The sequence below is a fragment of the Pseudomonas citronellolis genome (assembly GCF_001586155.1).
Lineage (GTDB): Bacteria > Pseudomonadota > Gammaproteobacteria > Pseudomonadales > Pseudomonadaceae > Pseudomonas > Pseudomonas citronellolis.
The window spans coordinates 63566-80608 of record NZ_CP014158.1; the positions used below are offsets into that span (position 1 = coordinate 63566).

Sequence of the window (17043 nt, forward strand, 5' to 3'; positions counted from 1 at the left end):
GTAAAGAGTCGATTTCTTGACTTCGCGCGGGCCGCCATGGCCCCCCTGCCCCGGGTCAACGGGCATGGAGGTGCGCCATGGGCCTGGTCCATTGCACCTTGGTCTGCCTGGGCCTGCCGTTGCTGATGGCCTGCGCCGCCGGGAGCTACCAGGAGCAGTTGCACGAGGGCCAGCGGCAAGTGCTGGCCAATGCCCTGCCGGTGGCCGAGGTGCTGGCCGACCCCGGCACCGACGCGCGCACCCGGCGCCTGCTCGCCGCCGCCCTGGCCGCCCGCGACTTCGCCAGCCGCCACCTGGACCTGCCGGACAACGCCAGCTACCGCCGCTACGCCGACCTGCGCCGGGACTATGCGGTGTGGAACCTGTTCGCTACCGACGAATTCTCCCTGCGGCCGCGCGATCGCTGCTTTCCCCGCGCCGGCTGCGTCAGCTACCTCGGCTTCTACGATCCGCATGCCGCTCGGCGCGCGGCGGCCGAGCTGCAGCGCCAGGGCCTGGACACCTGCATAGGCGCGGCCGCGGCCTTCACCATTCCCGGGCGCGAGGATGCGCCCATCCTCAGCACCATGCTCGGCGACGAGGCGCACCAGGCCGAGCTGATCTTCCACGAGCTGGCCCACCAGCGCCTGTACCTGCCCGGCGACAGCGCCTTCAACGAATCCCTGGCGGTCTTCGTGCAGCGGGAGGGGCTGCGCCAGTGGCTGGCCTCGCGCGGGCAGCCGTTGCCGACGGAGACGGGGCCACGGCAGCGCGAGGAGCTGGCGGCCCTGCTGCTGGCGACGCGGGCGCGGTTGCAGGCGCTCTACGCCAGCGGCCTGCCGCCGGAGGCCATGCGGGCGCGCAAGGCCGCCGAGTTCGAGCGCCTGCGTAGCGAATACCGGCAACTGGTGGCCCGGCGCTGGGGTGGCAAGGGCCTGTTCGACGGCTGGATCGACGGGCCGCTGAACAACGCCACGCTGCTGCCCTTCGCGCTCTACGACCAGTGGGTGCCGGCCTTCGCCGCGCTATACCGCCAGGTCGACGGCGACTGGTCGGCGTTCTATGCCCAGGCCGCAAGGCTCGGCGCGCTGCCCGCGGCGCAGCGGCAGGCGGCGTTGGAGCGGCTTGCGGATGGGCGGTTTCGGTGGTTGTGAGGCATGCCCCCGTAGGAGCGGACCTTGTCCGCGATAGCCGGAGGTTCCGGCGCGATTCGCGGATGAGATCCGCTCCTACACTGCTCCACCCGCGCCATTCCCATGTAGGAGCGCGCCCTGCGCGCGAAATCGCGGGCAGGGCCCGCTCCTACGAAGAGCGGTTCGGCGCGGCCTGGAAGCCAGTTGTTCTCAGTCCGCCGCATCCGGGGCGTGCAGCGGCAGGTCCAGCTGCACGCGGCGGCGCAGCCAGGGGCTGGGGCGGTAGCGCGGTTCGCCGTAGCAGGCCTGCAGGCCCTGGAGGATGGTGAGGATGCGCGCCGCGCCGTAGTGCTCGCCGAAGGCCAGCGGGCCGAAGGGGTAGCCCAGCGCCAGTTGCACCGCGCGGTCGAGGGTCACCGGGGTGGCGATGCCGCGCTGGGCGATCTCGCAGCCCAGGTTGACGATGCTGGCGATCACCCGCTGGGTGACGAAGCCGGCGGAGTCGTTGATCACCTCCACCGGCACGCCGTCGGCGCCCAGGGCCTGGCGCGCCTGGGCCTCCAGCTGCGGGTCGAGGGCCGGCTGGCGCATCAGCACGCGACGCTTGTCGAGGTCGCCGAAGCTTTCCAGGGCCAGGCTGCGCTCCGCCGGCAGGCCGAGGGCGTCGATGCGGGTGCTGGCGTCTTCCCCCAGCGGGGTGACCAGGCAGATGGCGCGGGCCGAAGGCGCCTCGGCGCTCTCCAGCACCAGCCCGGCCTGGATCAGCAACTGGCCGACGTGGTGGCGCAGCTCCGGGTCCTGGCTGTCCAGCCAGAAGGGCCGGTCCAGCAGCACCGGCTCGGGCTGCGGCTCCGGCTCGCGCAGCTGTTGGCCGTCGCGATAGCGGTAGAAGCCCTCGCCGCTCTTGCGCCCGAGCAGGCCGGCGGCTACCCGCTGCGCCGCCAGGGGCGAGGGCAGGTAGCGCGGGTCCTGGTAGAACTGCTGGTACAGCGACTCCATCACCGCGTGGGAGACGTCCAGCCCGGTCAGGTCGAACAGTTCGAAGGGCCCCATGCGGAAGCCGGCGCCGTCGCGCAGGATGCGGTCGATCTGCGCGGCGCTGGCGATGCCCTCGCCGAGGATGCGCAGGGCCTCGGTGCTGTAGGCGCGGCCGGCGTGGTTGACGATGAAGCCGGGGCTGTCCGGGCTCACCGCCGGGAAATGCCCGGCCTGTTCGGCCAGGCGCGAAAGGCGCGTTATCACCGCCTCGTCGGTGCGCTGGCCGCGCACCACTTCGACGATGCGCATCAAGGGCGCCGGGTTGAAGAAGTGGAAGCCGGCCACCCGCTCGGGGCGGCGGCAGCGCGCGGCGATGCGGGTGACCGACAGCGACGAGGTGTTGCTGGCCAGCACCGCGTCGTCCGCCACCCGCGCCTCCAGCTCGGCGAACAGCGCCTGCTTGGCGCCGAGGTCTTCGACGATGGCCTCGATCAGCAGGTCGCAGCCGGCCAACTCGTCGAGGCTGTGCGCCGCTTGCAGGCGCTGCAGGGTCGCGGCCAGGGCGTCGGCGCCGAGCTTGCCCTTGGCGGCGGCGCGTTCGAGCAGCTCGCGGTTGAAGTCCAGGGCCTGCTGGATGCTCTCGGCGCGGCTGTCGTAGAGCTGCACCGGCACCCCGGCGCTGGCGAACAGCTGGGCGATGCCGCGGCCCATGGCGCCGGCGCCTATCACGCCGATGCGGCGGAACGCGGGAAGGTTGCTCTCGGGCATGGGCTTGGGGCCCCTGTCTGGCTGGCTTGTCTTCACCTTAGTCGCTGTCGTCACGTCGTGGGGTTCCGTCGTGCTTCCAGGTCGCGCAACTGGCGGCGGAGCATCTTGCCCACCGAGGTCTTGGGCAGCTCGTCGAGAATCTCGACGAAGCTCGGCACCTTGTAGCCGGTGAGGTGCTCGCGGCAGTGGGCGATGATCGCGGCGGCGTCCAGGGCCGGGTCGCGCAGGCTGACGAACAGCTTCACCGACTCGCCCTTGCGCGGGTCCGGCACGCCGATGGCGATGCACTCGCGGATGCCCGGGTGGCGCATCACCGCGTCCTCCACCTCGTTGGGGAAGACGTTGAAGCCACTGACCAGGATCATGTCCTTCTTGCGGTCGACGATCTTCAGCAGGCCGTTGGCATCCTGCAGGGCGATGTCGCCGGTGCGCAGCCAGCCGTCGGCGTCCAGCACCTGGGCGGTTTCCTCCGGGCGGCCCCAGTAGCCGAGCATCACCTGCGGGCCGCGCAGGCACAGCTCGCCGGGGACTTCCGGCGGGCACGGGTTGCCCTCCTCGTCGACGATGCGCACTTCGGTGTCGATCAGCGGCTGGCCGACGAAGCCCTCGCGGTAGGGCGTCAGCCGGGTGTTGGTGCACACCACCGGCGATGCCTCGGTGAGGCCGAAGCCCTCCAGCACCGGGGCGCCGGTGAGCGCCTGCCAGCGCCGGCCGACTTCCAGGTTGAGCGGCGCGCCGCCGCTGGTCACCCACTTCAGGTGGCTGAAGTCCAGGCTGGCGAAGGCCGGGTGGTTCATCAGCCCGACGAACAGGCTGTTCAGCCCGCTGAGTAGGCTGAAGGGATAGCGGCGCATGGCCTCGATGATCTCGTCGAGGTTGCGCCCGTCGCGGATCACCACCGTGTGCAGCCCCATGGCCACCGAGCTGAGGCAGTTCGTGGAGAAGGCCATGATGTGGTACAGCGGCAGCGGCGCGATGCGCACGTCGCTGGCCGGGTCGAGCAGGCCCGGGCGCATGAACAGCTCCAGGGTCTGGATGACGTTGGCCAGCAGGTTGTAGTGGCTGAGCATGGCGCCCTTGGAAACCCCGGTGGTGCCGCCGGTGTACTGCAGCAGCGCCAGGCGTTCCAGGCCCGGCTCGGCGTCCAGCGGCGGGGCTTCGGCGCCCAGGCGCAGGGCCTGCATGAAGCGCGTGGCGTCGGGCTCGTCGCAGGCGTACTGCGGTGTTTCCATGTCCTCGACCGAGGTCAGCAGCACCTGGCGCACCGCGCTGTCGCCCTGGACCTTGCGCAGCAGCGGCAGCAGGCGGTCGAGCAGCAGTATGGCCACGGCGCCGGAGTCGCGCAGCTGGTGGCTCAGTTCGCCGGCGGTGTACTGCGGGTTGGTGTTGACCAGCACCAGCCCGGCCTTGAGCGCGCCGAAGGCGGCGATGGGGTATTGCAGGGAGTTGGGCAGCATCAGCGCCAGGCGCTCGCCGGGTTGCAGGCCGGCGCAGTGGCGCAGGTAGCGGGCGAAGGCGTCGGCCTGGCGCTCCAGCTCGGCGAAGCTCAGGCAACCGGGCCCGCAGGAGAAGGCGAGGCGTTCGGGGTGTTCGCGGCTGGCGTCGCGCAGCAGGTCGTGGACGTTGCGGTAACCGCGCGCGGCGAATTGCGCGGCGACATGGCTTTCGGCAGTGACGGGCATCGTCGCCCTCCATCAGTGAATTGTTATTCTGCTCTGCGAAACATGATGTCGAAATCGATGGTATGCGATAGCCTTTGCCTGTGCAACGGCCCGTCGCCCTGCTGTCCGCGGCATGCCGATCTGCTATCGTTCGCCCGCGCCGGACGCCGCTCCGGCCCTTATTTCCCCATAGCCGAGGCAGCATGAGCGACGATTTCGAAGACTCCAGCGCACCCAAGGACCGCAAGTTCGTCGAGGCCCTGGCCCGCGGCCTGGACGTGCTGCGCGCCTTCACCCACGGCTCGGTGGTGCTGGGCAACCAGGAGATCGCGCGGATCACCGGCCTGCCCAAGCCGACCGTGTCGCGCATGACCTACACGCTGACCAGGCTCGGCTACCTCAGCTATTCGCAGCAGCATGAGAAGTACCAGCTGGATTCCGGCGTGCTCGCCCTGGGCTACGCCTACGTGTCGAACCTGCGCGTGCGCCAGTTGGCCAAGCCCTACATGGACGCCTTCGCCCGCCGCACCAACACCACCGTGGGCCTGACCTGCCGCGACTGGCTGTCGATGATCTACGTGGAGAACTGCCGGCCGCCGGAGGCTACCTCGTTGCGTATGGATGCCGGCGTGCGCCTGCCGCTGGCCACCACTGCCGCCGGGCGCGCCTACCTGGCGGCGACTCCGGAGCAGGAGCGGGAGCATTTGCTTCAGGCCCTCGAAGCCCGTCATGAAGGCGACTGGGCGGCCATGCGTGCGTCGCTGGAGCGTTCCTTCGAGGAATATCGCGAGCATGGTTTCTGCCTGTCCCTCGGCGATTGGGATCGCAATGTGCGTGCGGCCGGCGTGCCGCTGCGGCTGGCCGATGGGGGGCTGATGGCGCTGACTTGTGGTGCGCCGTCGTTCCAGTTGAGCGAGGAAACGCTCAAGGGGTCGCTGGCCCATGAGCTGGAGATGCTGGCGCGGGATATCGAGAGCCTGGGGGCCTGAGGCGGGTTCGCGAGCAAGCTCGCTCCTACAAGGTGTGGGTCTGGTGGTGGTGGTGCTCGGGCTTTTCCCTCACCCCAGCCCTCTCCCAGAGGGAGCTGTCCGTGCCGGCTGGGAGTGGGGGTTCAGCCGGAAACGCCTGGGTTTCCGACTGACTCCAACCTCCCCGCACACACCGAACGGTCCCCTCTCCCTCCGGGAGAGGGTTAGGGTGAGGGGGCCGCAGGCCTGCCCTACGCCACCTCCATCAACCCTGCATAAGCCTTCAGGTGATGGTCGTCATCGCCCAACTGGTGACCGAGCATCACCAGCCGCTTGGCGTGGTGCGCCAGCACGTATTCCCAGGTCATGCCGATGCCGCCGTGCAGCTGGATCGCCTGCTCGGCGATGTAGCGCCCGGCGCGGGTGACGATGAATTTCGCCGCCGCCAGGGTGCGGCTGCGCTCGGTGCTGTCCGGCTGGTCCGCCACACAGGCGGCGAGGATGGCCATGGACGTGGCCTGCTCCAGCTCGCTGCGCATGTCCACCATGCGGTGCTGCAGCACTTGGAACTTGCCGATGGGCACGCCGAACTGCTTGCGCGTCTTCAGGTAGTCGAGGGTCAAGGCGCAGGCCTCCTGCATGCTCCCCAGGGCTTCGGCGCACTGCGCGGCGATGGCGCGGCCCTGCTGGTAGCGCAGCGCCGGCAATGCTTCACCGGGAACGCCGACGGCCTCGCCGAGGGCGCCGTCGAGGAACAGCTCGCAAGCCTTCTGCCCGTCGATGGTCGGGTAGGTGCGGCGCTGCACGCCGGGCTGTTGCGGATCGACCAGGAACAGGCCGATGCCCGCCTCGTCTCGCGCATTACCGGATACCCGCGCCGAAACCAGGATCGCCGTGGCGCTCTGCCCGCCGATCACCACCGCCTTGCGGCCGCTGAGCTTCCAGCCGTCGCCGGCCTTCTCCGCGCGGGTCTGCACGTCGTGCAACTGGTAATGGCTCTGCGGCTCTTCCAGGGCCACCGCCAACTGCGCCTCGGCGCTGGCGATGCGCGGCAGCCAGCTTTCCTTCTGCGCTTCGCTGCCCAGTTGGGCGAGCAGCCCGCCGGCGTGCACCACCGATTGCAGGTAGGGCTCCAGGCACAGGCCGCGGCCCAGTTCGGTGAGCACCAGCATGCTGTCCACGCCGCCGCCGAAGCCGCCGTAGGCTTCCGGTAGCGATACCGAGGTCAGACCCAGCTCGCCCAACTGGCGCCAGAAGCCGGCGCTGTAGCCCAGCTCGCTGTTGCCGAAGCCCTCGCGCCTGTCGAAGGCGTATTCGTCGCGCACCAGGCGCGCCGCGGTGTCCTGCAGCATCTGCTGCTCTTCGCTGAGTTTGAAGTCCATGCTCACGCCCTCACAGCTCGAGAATCATCTTCGAGACGATGTTCTTCTGGATTTCGTTGGAGCCGCCGAAGATCGACAGCTTGCGCAGGTTGAAGTACTGGCTGGCCGGCGCGCTGGCGTAGTCGGCGTGCAGCGGCTCGGCGCCCAGCTCGAATTCTTCTTCGAGGAAGGGCAGCGCGTAGGGGCCGATGACCTTGCGCAGCAGATGGCTGATGGCCTGGCGGATCTCGGTGCCCTTGACCTTGAGGATCGAGCTTTCCGCCCCCGGCACGCCGCCTTCGCGGGCGGCGGCGAGGATGCGCAGGGTGCTCATCTCGATGGCCATCAGCTGCATCTCCACCTCGGCCACCTGGGCGCGGAACAGCGGGTCTTCCAGCATCGGCCTGCCGTCGCACAGCTCGCGGCTGGCCACGCGCTTGAGGTGCGCCAGCACCGCCTTGGACGCGCCTATGCCGGCCAGGCCGGTGCGCTCGTAGGTGAGCAGGTACTTGGCGCAGGTCCAGCCTTCGTTCTCGCGGCCGACCAGGTTCTGCACCGGCACCTTCACGTTGTCGAAGAAGACTTCGTTGACCTCGTGCTCGCCGTCCAGGGTGATGATCGGCCGCACGGTGATGCCAGGGCTCTTCATGTCGATCAGCAGGAAGCTGATGCCGCGCTGCTGCTGGGCCTCCGGGTCGGTGCGCACCAGGCAGAATATCCAGTCGGCGTGCTGGCCCAGTGTCGTCCAGGTCTTCTGGCCGTTCACCACGTAATGGTCGCCCTCGCGCACCGCGCGGGTTTTCAGCGACGCCAGGTCGGAGCCGGCGCCCGGCTCGGAGTAGCCCTGGCACCACCAGTCGGTGCCGTCGAGAATGCGCGGCAGGTAGTGGGCCTGCTGCTCGGGCGTGCCGAACTTGATGATCACCGGGGCGACCATGTTCACGCCGAAGGGGATGGTGCGCGGCGCGCCGAAGGCGGCGCATTCCTCTTCGAAGATGTGCTTCTGCACGGCGTTCCAGCCGGTGCCGCCGAATTCCACCGGCCAGTGGCTGGCGTACCAGCCCTGCTCGCTGAGGGCGCGTTGCCAGCGCTGGTGGTCCTGTTTGTTCAGGTGCTTGCCCAGGCGCACCTTGCTGGCGATGTCGGCCGGCAGCTTGTCGCGCAGGAAAGCGCGGACTTCATCGCGGAAGGCCAGTTCGTCGGGGGTGAAGTGGATGTCCATGGCGGTTCCTTAGAGATCGGCGAAACGGCGGCCTTCGGCCACCAGGCGTTCGAGCAGCGGCGCCGGCTCCCACCAGGCGCCGAAGCGCTGGTGGAATTCGCGGATGCGTTGCAGTACGTGGTCCAGGCCCAGGCGGTCGGCGTGGAACAGCGGGCCGCCGCGCCAGGCGGGGAAGCCGTAGCCGTTGAGGAAGATCAGGTCGACGTCGCTGGCGCGCTGGGCGATGCCCTCGTCGAGGATGCGCGCGGCCTCGTTGACCAGGGCGAAGAGGCAGCGCTCGACGATGTGTTCGGCGCTCACCGGCTGGCGAGTGATGCCGCGCGCGGCGGCGGCCTGCTCCAGCATGGCCGGCAGCGCCGGGTTGTCCTGCGGGGTGCGCGAGCCTTGCGGGTAGAGGTAGAAGCCGGCGCCGGTCTTCTGCCCGAGCATGCCGGCGGCGTACAGGTGGTCGAGCACCGTGGGCAGCGTCTGCCCGGGCTCGAGGCCGGGGCGCTGGCGCTCGCGGATGGCGTGGCTGATGTCCAGCCCGGAGAGGTCACGCACCGCCAGCGGGCCCATGGCCATGCCGAAGTCGCGCAGGGCGGCGTCCACCTGGGCCGGGCTTGCGCCCTCTTCCAGGAGGAACTCGGCCTGGCGGCCGTACTGGAAGATCATGCGGTTGCCGACGAAGCCGTCGCACACGCCCACCGCCACCGCGACCTTCTTCAGGCGCTTGCCCAGCTGCATGGCGCTGGCCAGCACTTCGGCGGAAGTCTCGCGGCCGCGCACCACTTCCAGCAGGCGCATGACGTTGGCCGGGCTGAAGAAGTGCAGGCCGACCACGTCCTGCGGGCGTTTGGTGAAGGCGGCGATGGCGTCGAGGTCCAGCGACGAGGTGTTGCTGGCGAGGATGGCGCCGGGCTTGCACACCGCGTCCAGGCGCTCGAAGACCTGGCGCTTGACCTCCAGGCTCTCGAACACGGCTTCGATCGCCAGGTCCACGTCGGCCAGCGCGGCGTAGTCGAGCACGCCCTGGATCAGGCCCAGGCGTTTTTCCATCGCGTCGCTGGAAAGGCTGCCGCGCTCGACGCTGGCCTGGTAGGTGGCGCGGGCGCGTTGCAGGGCGCGGTCGAGGGCGGCGCCGTCGACTTCCAGCAGCTTCACCGGGATGCCGACGTTGGCGAAGCACAGGGCGATGCCCACGCCCATGGTGCCGCCGCCGATCACCGCGGCCGTGCGCACTTCGCGCACCGGGGTGTCGGCGGTCAGGCCGGCGATCTTCGCCGCTTCGCGCTCGGCGAAGAAGGCGTGGATGAGGGCGGCGCGCTGCGGCGACTCCAGGCATTCCTGGAACAGTTCGCGCTCGCGCTTCAGGCCCTCGGCCAGGGGCAGGCGGCTGGCGGCTTCCACCGCGGCCACGCAGCGCAGCGGGGAGAACAGGCCGGGCATGCGCTTCTGCACCTCGGCGTGCTTGGCGGCGATCAGCGCGGCGTCGCCTTGCACCTGGCGCTCGCCGCTGCGGCGCGGGCCGCGGCCTTCGTCCAGCAGGCGGCGGGCATAGGCCAGGCCGGCTTCGGTCAGGTCGCCGTCGACGAGTTCATCGAGGATGCCGTATTCCAGGGCCTGCGGGGCTTTCACCGGGTTGCCGGAGACGATCATCTCCAGCGCCCGTTCCACGCCGACCAGGCGCGGCAGGCGCTGGGTGCCGCCGGCGCCGGGGAGCAGGCCGATCTTCACTTCCGGCAGGCCGACCTGGGCGTCGGCCCGGGCGATGCGGTAATGGCAGGCCAGCGCCACTTCCAGCCCGCCGCCCAGGGCGGTGCCGTGGATGACCGCCACGCTGGGCTTGGTCGAGGCCTCGATGGCTTCCACCACCTCGGGCAGCGAGGGCGCCTGCGGCGGCTTGCCGAATTCCTTGATATCCGCCCCGGCCATGAAGGTGCGCCCGGCGCACACCAGCACCACCGCGCGCACCGCGGCATCCGCCTCGGCCTCGCGGAAGGCCCGCAGCAACCCGGCGCGCACCGCCAGGCCCAGGGCGTTGACCGGGGGATTGTCGACCTTGATCAGGGCCACGTCGCCGTGACGTTCGACCTGCACTACCTCGGACATGCTCAGCGTCTCCGTTGTAATTGTGGTTTTTAACGGAATTATGTTTCGCTGTGCAGAATACGAAGATCATTTAGGGTTGTCGAGGGGCGTTGTGCTTTTCGTAGGAGCGAGGGGGGCGCCTAGCTCTTGCTCGCGAACGGTGCCTCCCGGCTGCTTCGGTGTCGTGGCTTGACTCCGCCCCCTCTCCCTAACCCTCTCCCTGAAGGGAGAGGGGACCGTTCGGTGTGCTTGGGCATTCCTGAGTTAGCCGGCAGCGCCAGCGGTTTCCGGCTGAAACCATCACTTCTCTCGGCACAGACTGCCCCCTCTCCCTTCAGGGAGAGGGCTGGGGAGAGGGCGCTCTTCGGACAAACACCATAGGCCCGGCCGGAAATCCGTTCGCGAGCAAGCTCGCTCAAATAATTTCGGAGAGCGCAAAGCGCAGGACGTTGGGGCGTCGGCGCGAAACGCAGACAAAAAAAGACCGCTCTCCCCTGCCTGAATCTGGAAAAGCGGTCTGTAAGCGAAAGAAGTCGTGGAAATGCCGTTATAGCCCCCCGGCCGTTGCAGCTTGTTTACAGCCGCCAAGAAAAAAGCCGCGCCTTGCGGGGCGCGGCTTCTTCAAAGGTGCGGTCGGCTATCAGAACGCCGGAACCACGGCACCCTTGTACTTCTCCAGGATGAACTGCTTCACCTCGGGGCTGTGCAGGGCTGCGGCCAGTTTCTGCATGGCGTCGCTGTCCTTGTTGTCCGGGCGGGCTACCAGGATGTTCACGTAGGGCGAGTCGGAACCCTCGATGGCCAGGGCGTCCTTGGTCGGGTTCAGCTTGGCTTCCAGGGCGTAGTTGGTGTTGATCAGCGCCAGGTCGACCTGGCCCAGCACGCGCGGCAGGGTCGCGGCTTCCAGTTCACGCACCTTGATGTTCTTCGGGTTGTCGGTGATGTCCTTCGGGGTGGCGGTGATGCTCTTCTCGTCCTTGAGCTTGATCAGGCCGGTCTTGGCCAGCAGCAGCAGGGCGCGGCCGCCGTTGGTGGCGTCGTTGGGGATCACCACGGTGGCGCCGGAGGGCAGTTCGTCGAGCTTCTTGTACTTGCTGGAGTAGGCGCCCAGCGGCTCGATGTGCACGCCGGTGACGGCCACCAGGCTGGTGCCCTTGGACTTGTTGAACTCGTCCAGGTACGGCTGGTGCTGGAAGAAGTTGGCGTCCAGGCGCTTCTCGGCGACCTGGGTGTTGGGCTGCACGTAGTCGGTGAATTCCTTGACCTTCAGCTCCACCCCTTCCTTGGCCAGGATGGGTTTGACGAAGTTGAGGATTTCCGCGTGTGGCACCGGGGTGGCGGCCACGCTGAGGGTTTCGGCCGCGTTGGCGCCGGTGATCGACAGCGCCGCGGTGGCGGCGAAGGCGGCAAGCAGTTTCTTCATGGAGCGCTCCTTTTGGGATTTTCCTGTGGCCCGCGGGGCCTTGTGGTTATTTGCGGGAGAAGTGGACCACCAGCTTGTCGCCGACGGTCTGCAGAACCTGTACCAGCACCAGCAGCATGATCACGGTGACCACCATGACGTCGGTCTGGAAGCGCTGGTAGCCGAAGCGGATGGCCAGGTCGCCGAGGCCGCCGGCGCCGACCACGCCGGCCATCGCGGTGTAGGACACCAGGGTGATGGCGGTGACGGTGATGGCGGCGATGATGCCCGGGCGGGCCTCCGGCAGCAGGGCGTTGCAGATGATCTGGCGGGTGCTGGCGCCCATCGCCTGGGTGGCCTCGATGATGCCCTTGTCCACCTCGCGCAGGGCGGTTTCCACCAGGCGCGCGAAGAACGGCGTGGCGCCCACCACCAGCGGCGGGATGGCCCCGGCGACGCCCAGCGAGGTGCCGGTGATCAGCACGGTGAAGGGGATCATCACGATCAGCAGGATGATGAACGGCAGCGAGCGCAGCACGTTGACCACGAAGGAAAGCAGAGCGTAGACCGCGCGGTTCTGGAACAGCTGCTTGGGCCCGGTGAGGAACAGCAGCACGCCCAGCGGCAGGCCGAGGATGACGGTGAACAGCAGCGAGCCGCCGAGCATCCAGAAGGTGTCGATGCTGGCCTGGAGGATTTCCGACCAGTCGATATTTATAAAGAAGTCGTTCATGCGCGCAGCACCTCTACATGCACCTCGGCCGCATTCAGCTGGGCCATGGCCGCCTCCATGTCACCGCCCACCAGGGCCAGGGTCAGCTGGCCGTAGGGCTGGTCCTTGATGCGGTCGATGCGCCCGGCGAGGATGCTGTAGTCCACCCCGGTCTGCCGCGCCACCGTGCCCAGCAGCGGGGCGTAGGTGGCCTCGCCGCGGAAGGTCAGGCGCAGGATGCGCCCGGGCACGTGGGCGAAGTCGTCGTGCTGCTCGTCCTCGTCGACGCGCTCGGCCTCGAAGACGAAGCGCCGGGTGGTTTCGTGCTGCGGGTGGAGGAAGACGTCGGCCACCTCGCCCTGCTCGACGATGCTGCCGGCGTCCATCACCGCCACGCGGTCGCAGACGCGGCGGATCACGTCCATCTCGTGGGTGATGAGGACGATGGTCAGCTTCAGCTCGCGGTTGATCTCCGCCAGCAGCTGCAGGACCTGGCCGGTGGTCTGCGGGTCCAGCGCGCTGGTGGCCTCGTCGCAGAGCAGCAGCTTGGGCCCGCAGGCCAGGGCGCGGGCGATGCCGACGCGCTGCTTCTGGCCGCCGGAAAGCTGCGCCGGGTACTTGCGGGCGTGGTCCTGCAGGCCCACGCGCTCGAGCAGTTCGTCCACCCGCGCGGCGATCTGCGCGGCGCTGAAACTGCCGGCCAGCCTCATCGGCATGGCGATGTTCTCGGCCACGGTCTTGGAAGCCAGCAGGTTGAAGTGCTGGAAGATCATCCCGACGCGCTGGCGGAAGCGCCGCAGGCCGTCGGCGTCGAGGGCGGTGACGTCCTCGCCGTCGATGACGATGCGCCCGCCGCTGGGTTCTTCCAGGCGGTTGATCAGGCGCAGCAGGGTGCTCTTGCCGGCGCCGGAGTGGCCGATCAGGCCGAACACCTGGCCGGCGCCGATGCTCAGGCGCGTCGGCTGCAGGGCCGGGATGTCGCGGCCGGCGACGCGGTAGGTCTTGTGGACGTCGTGGAATTCGATCACGTGGCGAACCTTGTGGGTACGGCGAAGTGTGGGAATGGCGCGCTCTGCCGGGGTGTCCTGGCAAACGAGCGTAGGCGCTCGGCAAAAACCGCGCATTTTACCCTGCTTTCCTATAGCCGATTAATCCTTGTTCGGATAAGGGCCGGGCGAAACGGAATAAGACGGGCGGACGCGGCTTTCAGGGCTCGCACTTGACCGGGGCGGCGGCCTTGGGCTGGCCGATGTCCTTGACATCGGCGGCCAGCGCCGGGGCGCGCGGCATCAGCGAGCGGGCGCGGGCCAGGGCGTTGCTGGCGCCGTTGACGTCGCCGGCCTGCAGGGCCTCGCGGCTGCGTTGCAGGTAGGCGTCGGCCAGGCGCTGGCGGCGTTCGGCCAGCTGCGCGGCATCCTCGTGCTCCTGGCCCAGCTGCAGTTGCGCGGCTTCCAGCTGGCCGGCGGCCAGGCGGGCCTCGAAGCCGGAGCCGGCCGGCGCCTGGCCGGACAGGCTCTGGCACGCGCCCAGCAGCAGGGCGAGGGAGAGGACGGAAAGCAGACGGAGGGCAAGGAACTTCATGCCAGTCATTCTCGATTGATCAAAAAATCGACAAATTCTACACCGTCCGCCGCGGCAGGACAAAACTCAGCAGGAACAGCGCTGCGGCACTGACCACGATGGACGGCCCGGCCGGGGTGTCCTTGAACCACGACAGCGCAAGCCCGGCGCACACCGCCACCAGGCCCACCAGGGTGGCGCCGAAGGCCATCTGCTCGGGGCTGCGGGCGTGGCGCTGGGCGGCGGCGGCGGGAATGATCAGCAGCGAGGTGATCAGCAGCACGCCGACGATCTTCATGGCCACGGCGATGACGATGGCGATCAGCAGCATCAGCGCCAGGCGGATGGCGGTCACCGGCAGGCCCTCGACCCGCGCCAGTTCCTCGTGCACGGTGATCGCCAGCAGCGGCCGCCACAGCCAGCAGATCAGCCCCAGCACCAGGGCGCTGCCGGCGACTATCCACATGAGGTCGGTCTGGCTCACCGCCAGCAGGTCGCCGAACAGGTAGGCCATCAGGTCCACCCGCACTTCCTTCATGAAGCTCAGGGTCACCAGGCCCAGGGACAGCGTGCTGTGGGCGAGGATGCCCAGCAGGGTGTCGGCGGCCAGCGGCTGGCGCTGCTGCAGGGTCACCAGCAGCACGGCCAGCAGTACGCAGCCGACGGTCACCGCGAGGGTCGGGCTGACGTCCAGCAGGAAGCCCAGGGCCACGCCGAGCAGCGCGGCATGGGACAGGGTGTCGCCGAAATAGGCCATGCGCCGCCAGACCACGAAGGAGCCCAGGGGGCCGGCGACCAGCGCCAGGGACAGCCCGGCCAGCAGCGCGTAGAGAAGGAAATCAGCCATGGTTGCAGTCGGGGCCGTGCTTGTGTACCGGGGTCAGTTTGCCGTGGATAGCCAGGCCGGCGCCGCCCTGCGGCACCACTTCGCCGTGCAGGTCGTGGGCATGGTCGTGGTGGTGGTGGTAGACCGCCAGGCTGCGGGCGTCCTGGCCGAACAGCTCGACGAAGGCCGGGTCGCCGCTGACCTGCTCGGGGTGCCCGTGGCAGCACACGTGGCGGTTCAGGCAGACCACCTGGTCGGTGGTGCTCATCACCAGGTGCAGGTCGTGGGAGACCATCAGCACGCCGCAGCCCAGGCGGTCGCGCAGGCGGGTGATCAGGCGGTACAGCTCGGCCTGGCCGGCGACGTCGACGCCCTGCACGGGCTCGTCGAGCACCAGCAGCTGCGGCTTGCGCAGCAGCGCGCGGGCCAGCAGCACGCGCTGCAGTTCGCCGCCGGAGACGGTCTGCAGCGGGCTGTCCAGCACCTGCGCGGCGCCCACTTCCTTGAGCGCGGCCAGGGCCTGCTCGCGGCCCACGCCGGGCACCAGGCGCAGGAAGCGCAGCACCGAGAGCGGCAGGGTCGGGTCGACGTGGAGCTTCTGCGGCATGTAGCCGATGGTCAGCTTCGGCTGGCGCCACACCGTGCCGCTGTCGGGCCTGAGCAGGCCGAGCACGCTGCGCACCAGGGTGGTCTTGCCGGCGCCGTTGGGGCCGATCAAGGTGACGATCTCGCCGGCGCCGATGCTCAGGCTGACGTTCTGCAGCACCGCCTGCCCGGCATAGCGCACGCCCACCCCTTCGAGGCGGACCAGGGGCTGGCTCATCAGGCCTCCCGCTGCTTGGGCGCGCAGGCGGCGCAGAGGCCGACCACTTCGACGGTCTGCGTCTCGACGCTGAAGCCGACGCCCTCGGCGCCGGCGACTATGGCCTGGCTGATGGCCGGCTGTTCCAGCTCGATGGCGGTGTGGCAGGCGCGGCAGATGAGGAACTGGCCCTCGTGGGCGTGCTCGGGGTTGTTGCAGCCGACGAAGGCGTTGAGCGAGGCGATGCGGTGCACCAGGCCGTTTTCCAGGAGGAAGTCCAGCGCCCGGTAGACGGTGGGCGGCGCGGCGCGGCGGCCGTCTTCCTCGCTGAGCACGGCGAGGATGTCGTAGGCGCCCAGCGGCCTGTGGCTCTGCCAGACCAGTTCCAGCACGCGCCGGCGCAGCTCGGTCAGGCGCACGCCCTGGCGCGCGCAGAGCGCGTCGGCCTCGGCCAGGGCGCCGGCCACGCAGGTGGCGTGGTCGTGCGGGCGGCAGGCCAGCGGGGTGTTGGGCATCAACTTGTACATTGCGGCGACGACGCTCGGGTACGGAGACGTTATTATATTACCCTTTACCTCCCTGCCCGTGTGAGTCCGCCGTGTCCCTGCGCCCATCCGCCCTGCTCCTCGCCTGTTGCACCCTGTTCCTGAGCCTTGGCGCCAGCGCCGAGGTCAAGGTGCTGACCAGCATCAAGCCGCTGCAACTGATCGCCGCCGCCGTCCAGGACGGCGAGGGCAGCCCCGACGTGCTGCTGCCGCCCGGCGCCTCGCCGCACAGCTACGCCCTGCGCCCCTCGGACGTGCGCCGCCTGCGCGAGGCCCAGCTGTTCTACTGGGTGGGCCCGGACATGGAAGTGTTCCTCGACAAGCCGCTGCAGGCCCGCCAGGCCCCCAGCGTGGCGGTGCAGGAGCTGCCGGGCATGCACCTGCGCAAGTTCGTCAACTTCGAGAACATGAGCCACGCCGACTACGAGGACCACGACCACGATCACCGCCCCGGCACCCTGGACGCGCACCTCTGGCTGCTGCCGGCCAACGCCCAGGCCATCGCCGCGCGCATGGCCGAGGACCTGGCCATCGCCGACCCGCTCAACGCCGGGCGCTACCAGGCCAACCTCAAGGCCTTCGACGAGCGCATGGAACAGCTCGACGCGCGCCTGAAGCAGCGCCTGGCGCCGCTGGTCGGCAAGCCCTACTTCGTCTTCCACGAAGCCTTCGACTACTTCGAGGAAGCCTACGGCCTGCGCCACGCCGGGGTCTTCGCCCTGTCCGCGGACGTGCAGCCGGGGGCGAAGCACGTCGCCGCGATGCGCGCGCAACTGCAGAAGGCCGGCCCGTCGTGCATCTTCAGCGAACCGCCGCTCCGCCCGCGCCTGGCCGATACCCTCAGCGCCGGCCTGCCGGTGCAGCTGGCCGAGCTGGATGATCTGGGCGTGGCGGTCAAGGTCGACGCCAATGGCTATGAGAGGCTGCTGGGCAACCTGGCCGATGAGTTCGCCGGGTGCCTGGAGAAGCTCTGAGGCGGCGCTCTTGTAGGATGGGTTGAGCGAAGCGATACCCATCGGGCCATGCCATGGTGATGGGTATCGCAAGCTCAACCCA

15 protein-coding genes are annotated in these 17043 nt (G+C 69.2%); 3 read left to right on the forward strand and 12 right to left on the reverse strand.

Going from position 1 to position 17043, the window contains the following annotated elements; all coding sequences use genetic code 11:
• Positions 1-77 precede the first annotated feature (77 nt).
• On the forward strand, positions 78-1133 hold the full coding sequence (locus tag PcP3B5_RS00305; RefSeq protein ID WP_061560290.1) for an aminopeptidase: 1056 nt from the start codon (positions 78-80) through the stop codon (positions 1131-1133).
• 189 nt (positions 1134-1322) lie between these two features.
• On the opposite strand, the gene PcP3B5_RS00310 is transcribed toward PcP3B5_RS00305, so the two are convergent.
• Both PcP3B5_RS00310 and PcP3B5_RS00315 read right to left on the reverse strand, forming a co-directional pair.
• Positions 1323-2858 carry a 3-hydroxyacyl-CoA dehydrogenase gene (locus tag PcP3B5_RS00310; protein ID WP_061560291.1) on the reverse strand — a complete coding sequence of 512 codons (1536 nt, stop codon included), beginning with the start codon at positions 2856-2858 and terminating at the stop codon, positions 1323-1325.
• 50 nt (positions 2859-2908) lie between these two features.
• The gene (locus PcP3B5_RS00315) at positions 2909-4540 is read right to left on the reverse strand and encodes a long-chain-fatty-acid--CoA ligase (protein WP_061560292.1); all 1632 of its coding nucleotides are present in this window, start codon (positions 4538-4540) and stop codon (positions 2909-2911) included.
• A 182-nt stretch (positions 4541-4722) separates the two neighbouring features.
• Between PcP3B5_RS00315 and PcP3B5_RS00320 the strand changes: the two genes are divergently transcribed.
• Positions 4723-5508, forward strand: coding sequence for an IclR family transcriptional regulator (locus tag PcP3B5_RS00320; RefSeq protein WP_009614533.1), 786 nt, complete (start codon positions 4723-4725; stop codon positions 5506-5508).
• A gap of 230 nt (positions 5509-5738) precedes the next feature.
• Here PcP3B5_RS00320 and PcP3B5_RS00325 read toward each other — a convergent pair whose 3' ends face one another.
• The 10 genes from PcP3B5_RS00325 to zur form a co-directional block, all read right to left on the reverse strand.
• Positions 5739-6869 (reverse strand): acyl-CoA dehydrogenase family protein, encoded by a 1131-nt coding sequence (locus PcP3B5_RS00325; RefSeq protein WP_061560293.1) that lies wholly within the window; start codon positions 6867-6869, stop codon positions 5739-5741.
• 10 nt (positions 6870-6879) lie between these two features.
• Positions 6880-8070 (reverse strand): acyl-CoA dehydrogenase family protein, encoded by a 1191-nt coding sequence (locus PcP3B5_RS00330; protein ID WP_061560294.1) that lies wholly within the window; start codon positions 8068-8070, stop codon positions 6880-6882.
• 9 nt (positions 8071-8079) lie between these two features.
• Positions 8080-10161, reverse strand: coding sequence for a 3-hydroxyacyl-CoA dehydrogenase NAD-binding domain-containing protein (locus PcP3B5_RS00335; protein ID WP_061560295.1), 2082 nt, complete (start codon positions 10159-10161; stop codon positions 8080-8082).
• Positions 10162-10780: 619 nt separating this feature from the next.
• On the reverse strand, positions 10781-11563 hold the full coding sequence (locus PcP3B5_RS00340; protein ID WP_043312555.1) for a MetQ/NlpA family ABC transporter substrate-binding protein: 783 nt from the start codon (positions 11561-11563) through the stop codon (positions 10781-10783).
• Positions 11564-11609: 46 nt separating this feature from the next.
• Positions 11610-12275 (reverse strand): methionine ABC transporter permease, encoded by a 666-nt coding sequence (locus PcP3B5_RS00345; protein WP_061560296.1) that lies wholly within the window; start codon positions 12273-12275, stop codon positions 11610-11612.
• Positions 12272-13282, reverse strand: a complete 1011-nt coding sequence (locus tag PcP3B5_RS00350; protein WP_061560297.1) for a methionine ABC transporter ATP-binding protein — start codon at positions 13280-13282, stop codon at positions 12272-12274. Before PcP3B5_RS00350 ends, PcP3B5_RS00345 begins: the two co-directional genes overlap by 4 nt.
• Positions 13283-13460: 178 nt before the next feature.
• The gene (locus tag PcP3B5_RS00355; RefSeq protein ID WP_061560298.1) at positions 13461-13835 is read right to left on the reverse strand and encodes a hypothetical protein; all 375 of its coding nucleotides are present in this window, start codon (positions 13833-13835) and stop codon (positions 13461-13463) included.
• 37 nt (positions 13836-13872) lie between these two features.
• On the reverse strand, positions 13873-14661 hold the full coding sequence (gene znuB / locus PcP3B5_RS00360) for a zinc ABC transporter permease subunit ZnuB (protein ID WP_009614550.1): 789 nt from the start codon (positions 14659-14661) through the stop codon (positions 13873-13875).
• Positions 14654-15463 (reverse strand): zinc ABC transporter ATP-binding protein ZnuC, encoded by an 810-nt coding sequence (gene znuC / locus PcP3B5_RS00365; protein WP_043270072.1) that lies wholly within the window; start codon positions 15461-15463, stop codon positions 14654-14656. Before znuC ends, znuB begins: the two co-directional genes overlap by 8 nt.
• A complete protein-coding gene (gene zur, locus PcP3B5_RS00370; RefSeq protein ID WP_009614552.1) occupies positions 15463-15969 on the reverse strand; it encodes a zinc uptake transcriptional repressor Zur in 507 nt (168 codons plus the stop codon). Before zur ends, znuC begins: the two co-directional genes overlap by 1 nt.
• A 71-nt stretch (positions 15970-16040) precedes the next feature.
• Between zur and PcP3B5_RS00375 the strand changes: the two genes are divergently transcribed.
• Positions 16041-16961, forward strand: a complete 921-nt coding sequence (locus PcP3B5_RS00375; RefSeq protein WP_043270070.1) for a zinc ABC transporter substrate-binding protein ZnuA — start codon at positions 16041-16043, stop codon at positions 16959-16961.
• Positions 16962-17043 lie beyond the last annotated feature (82 nt).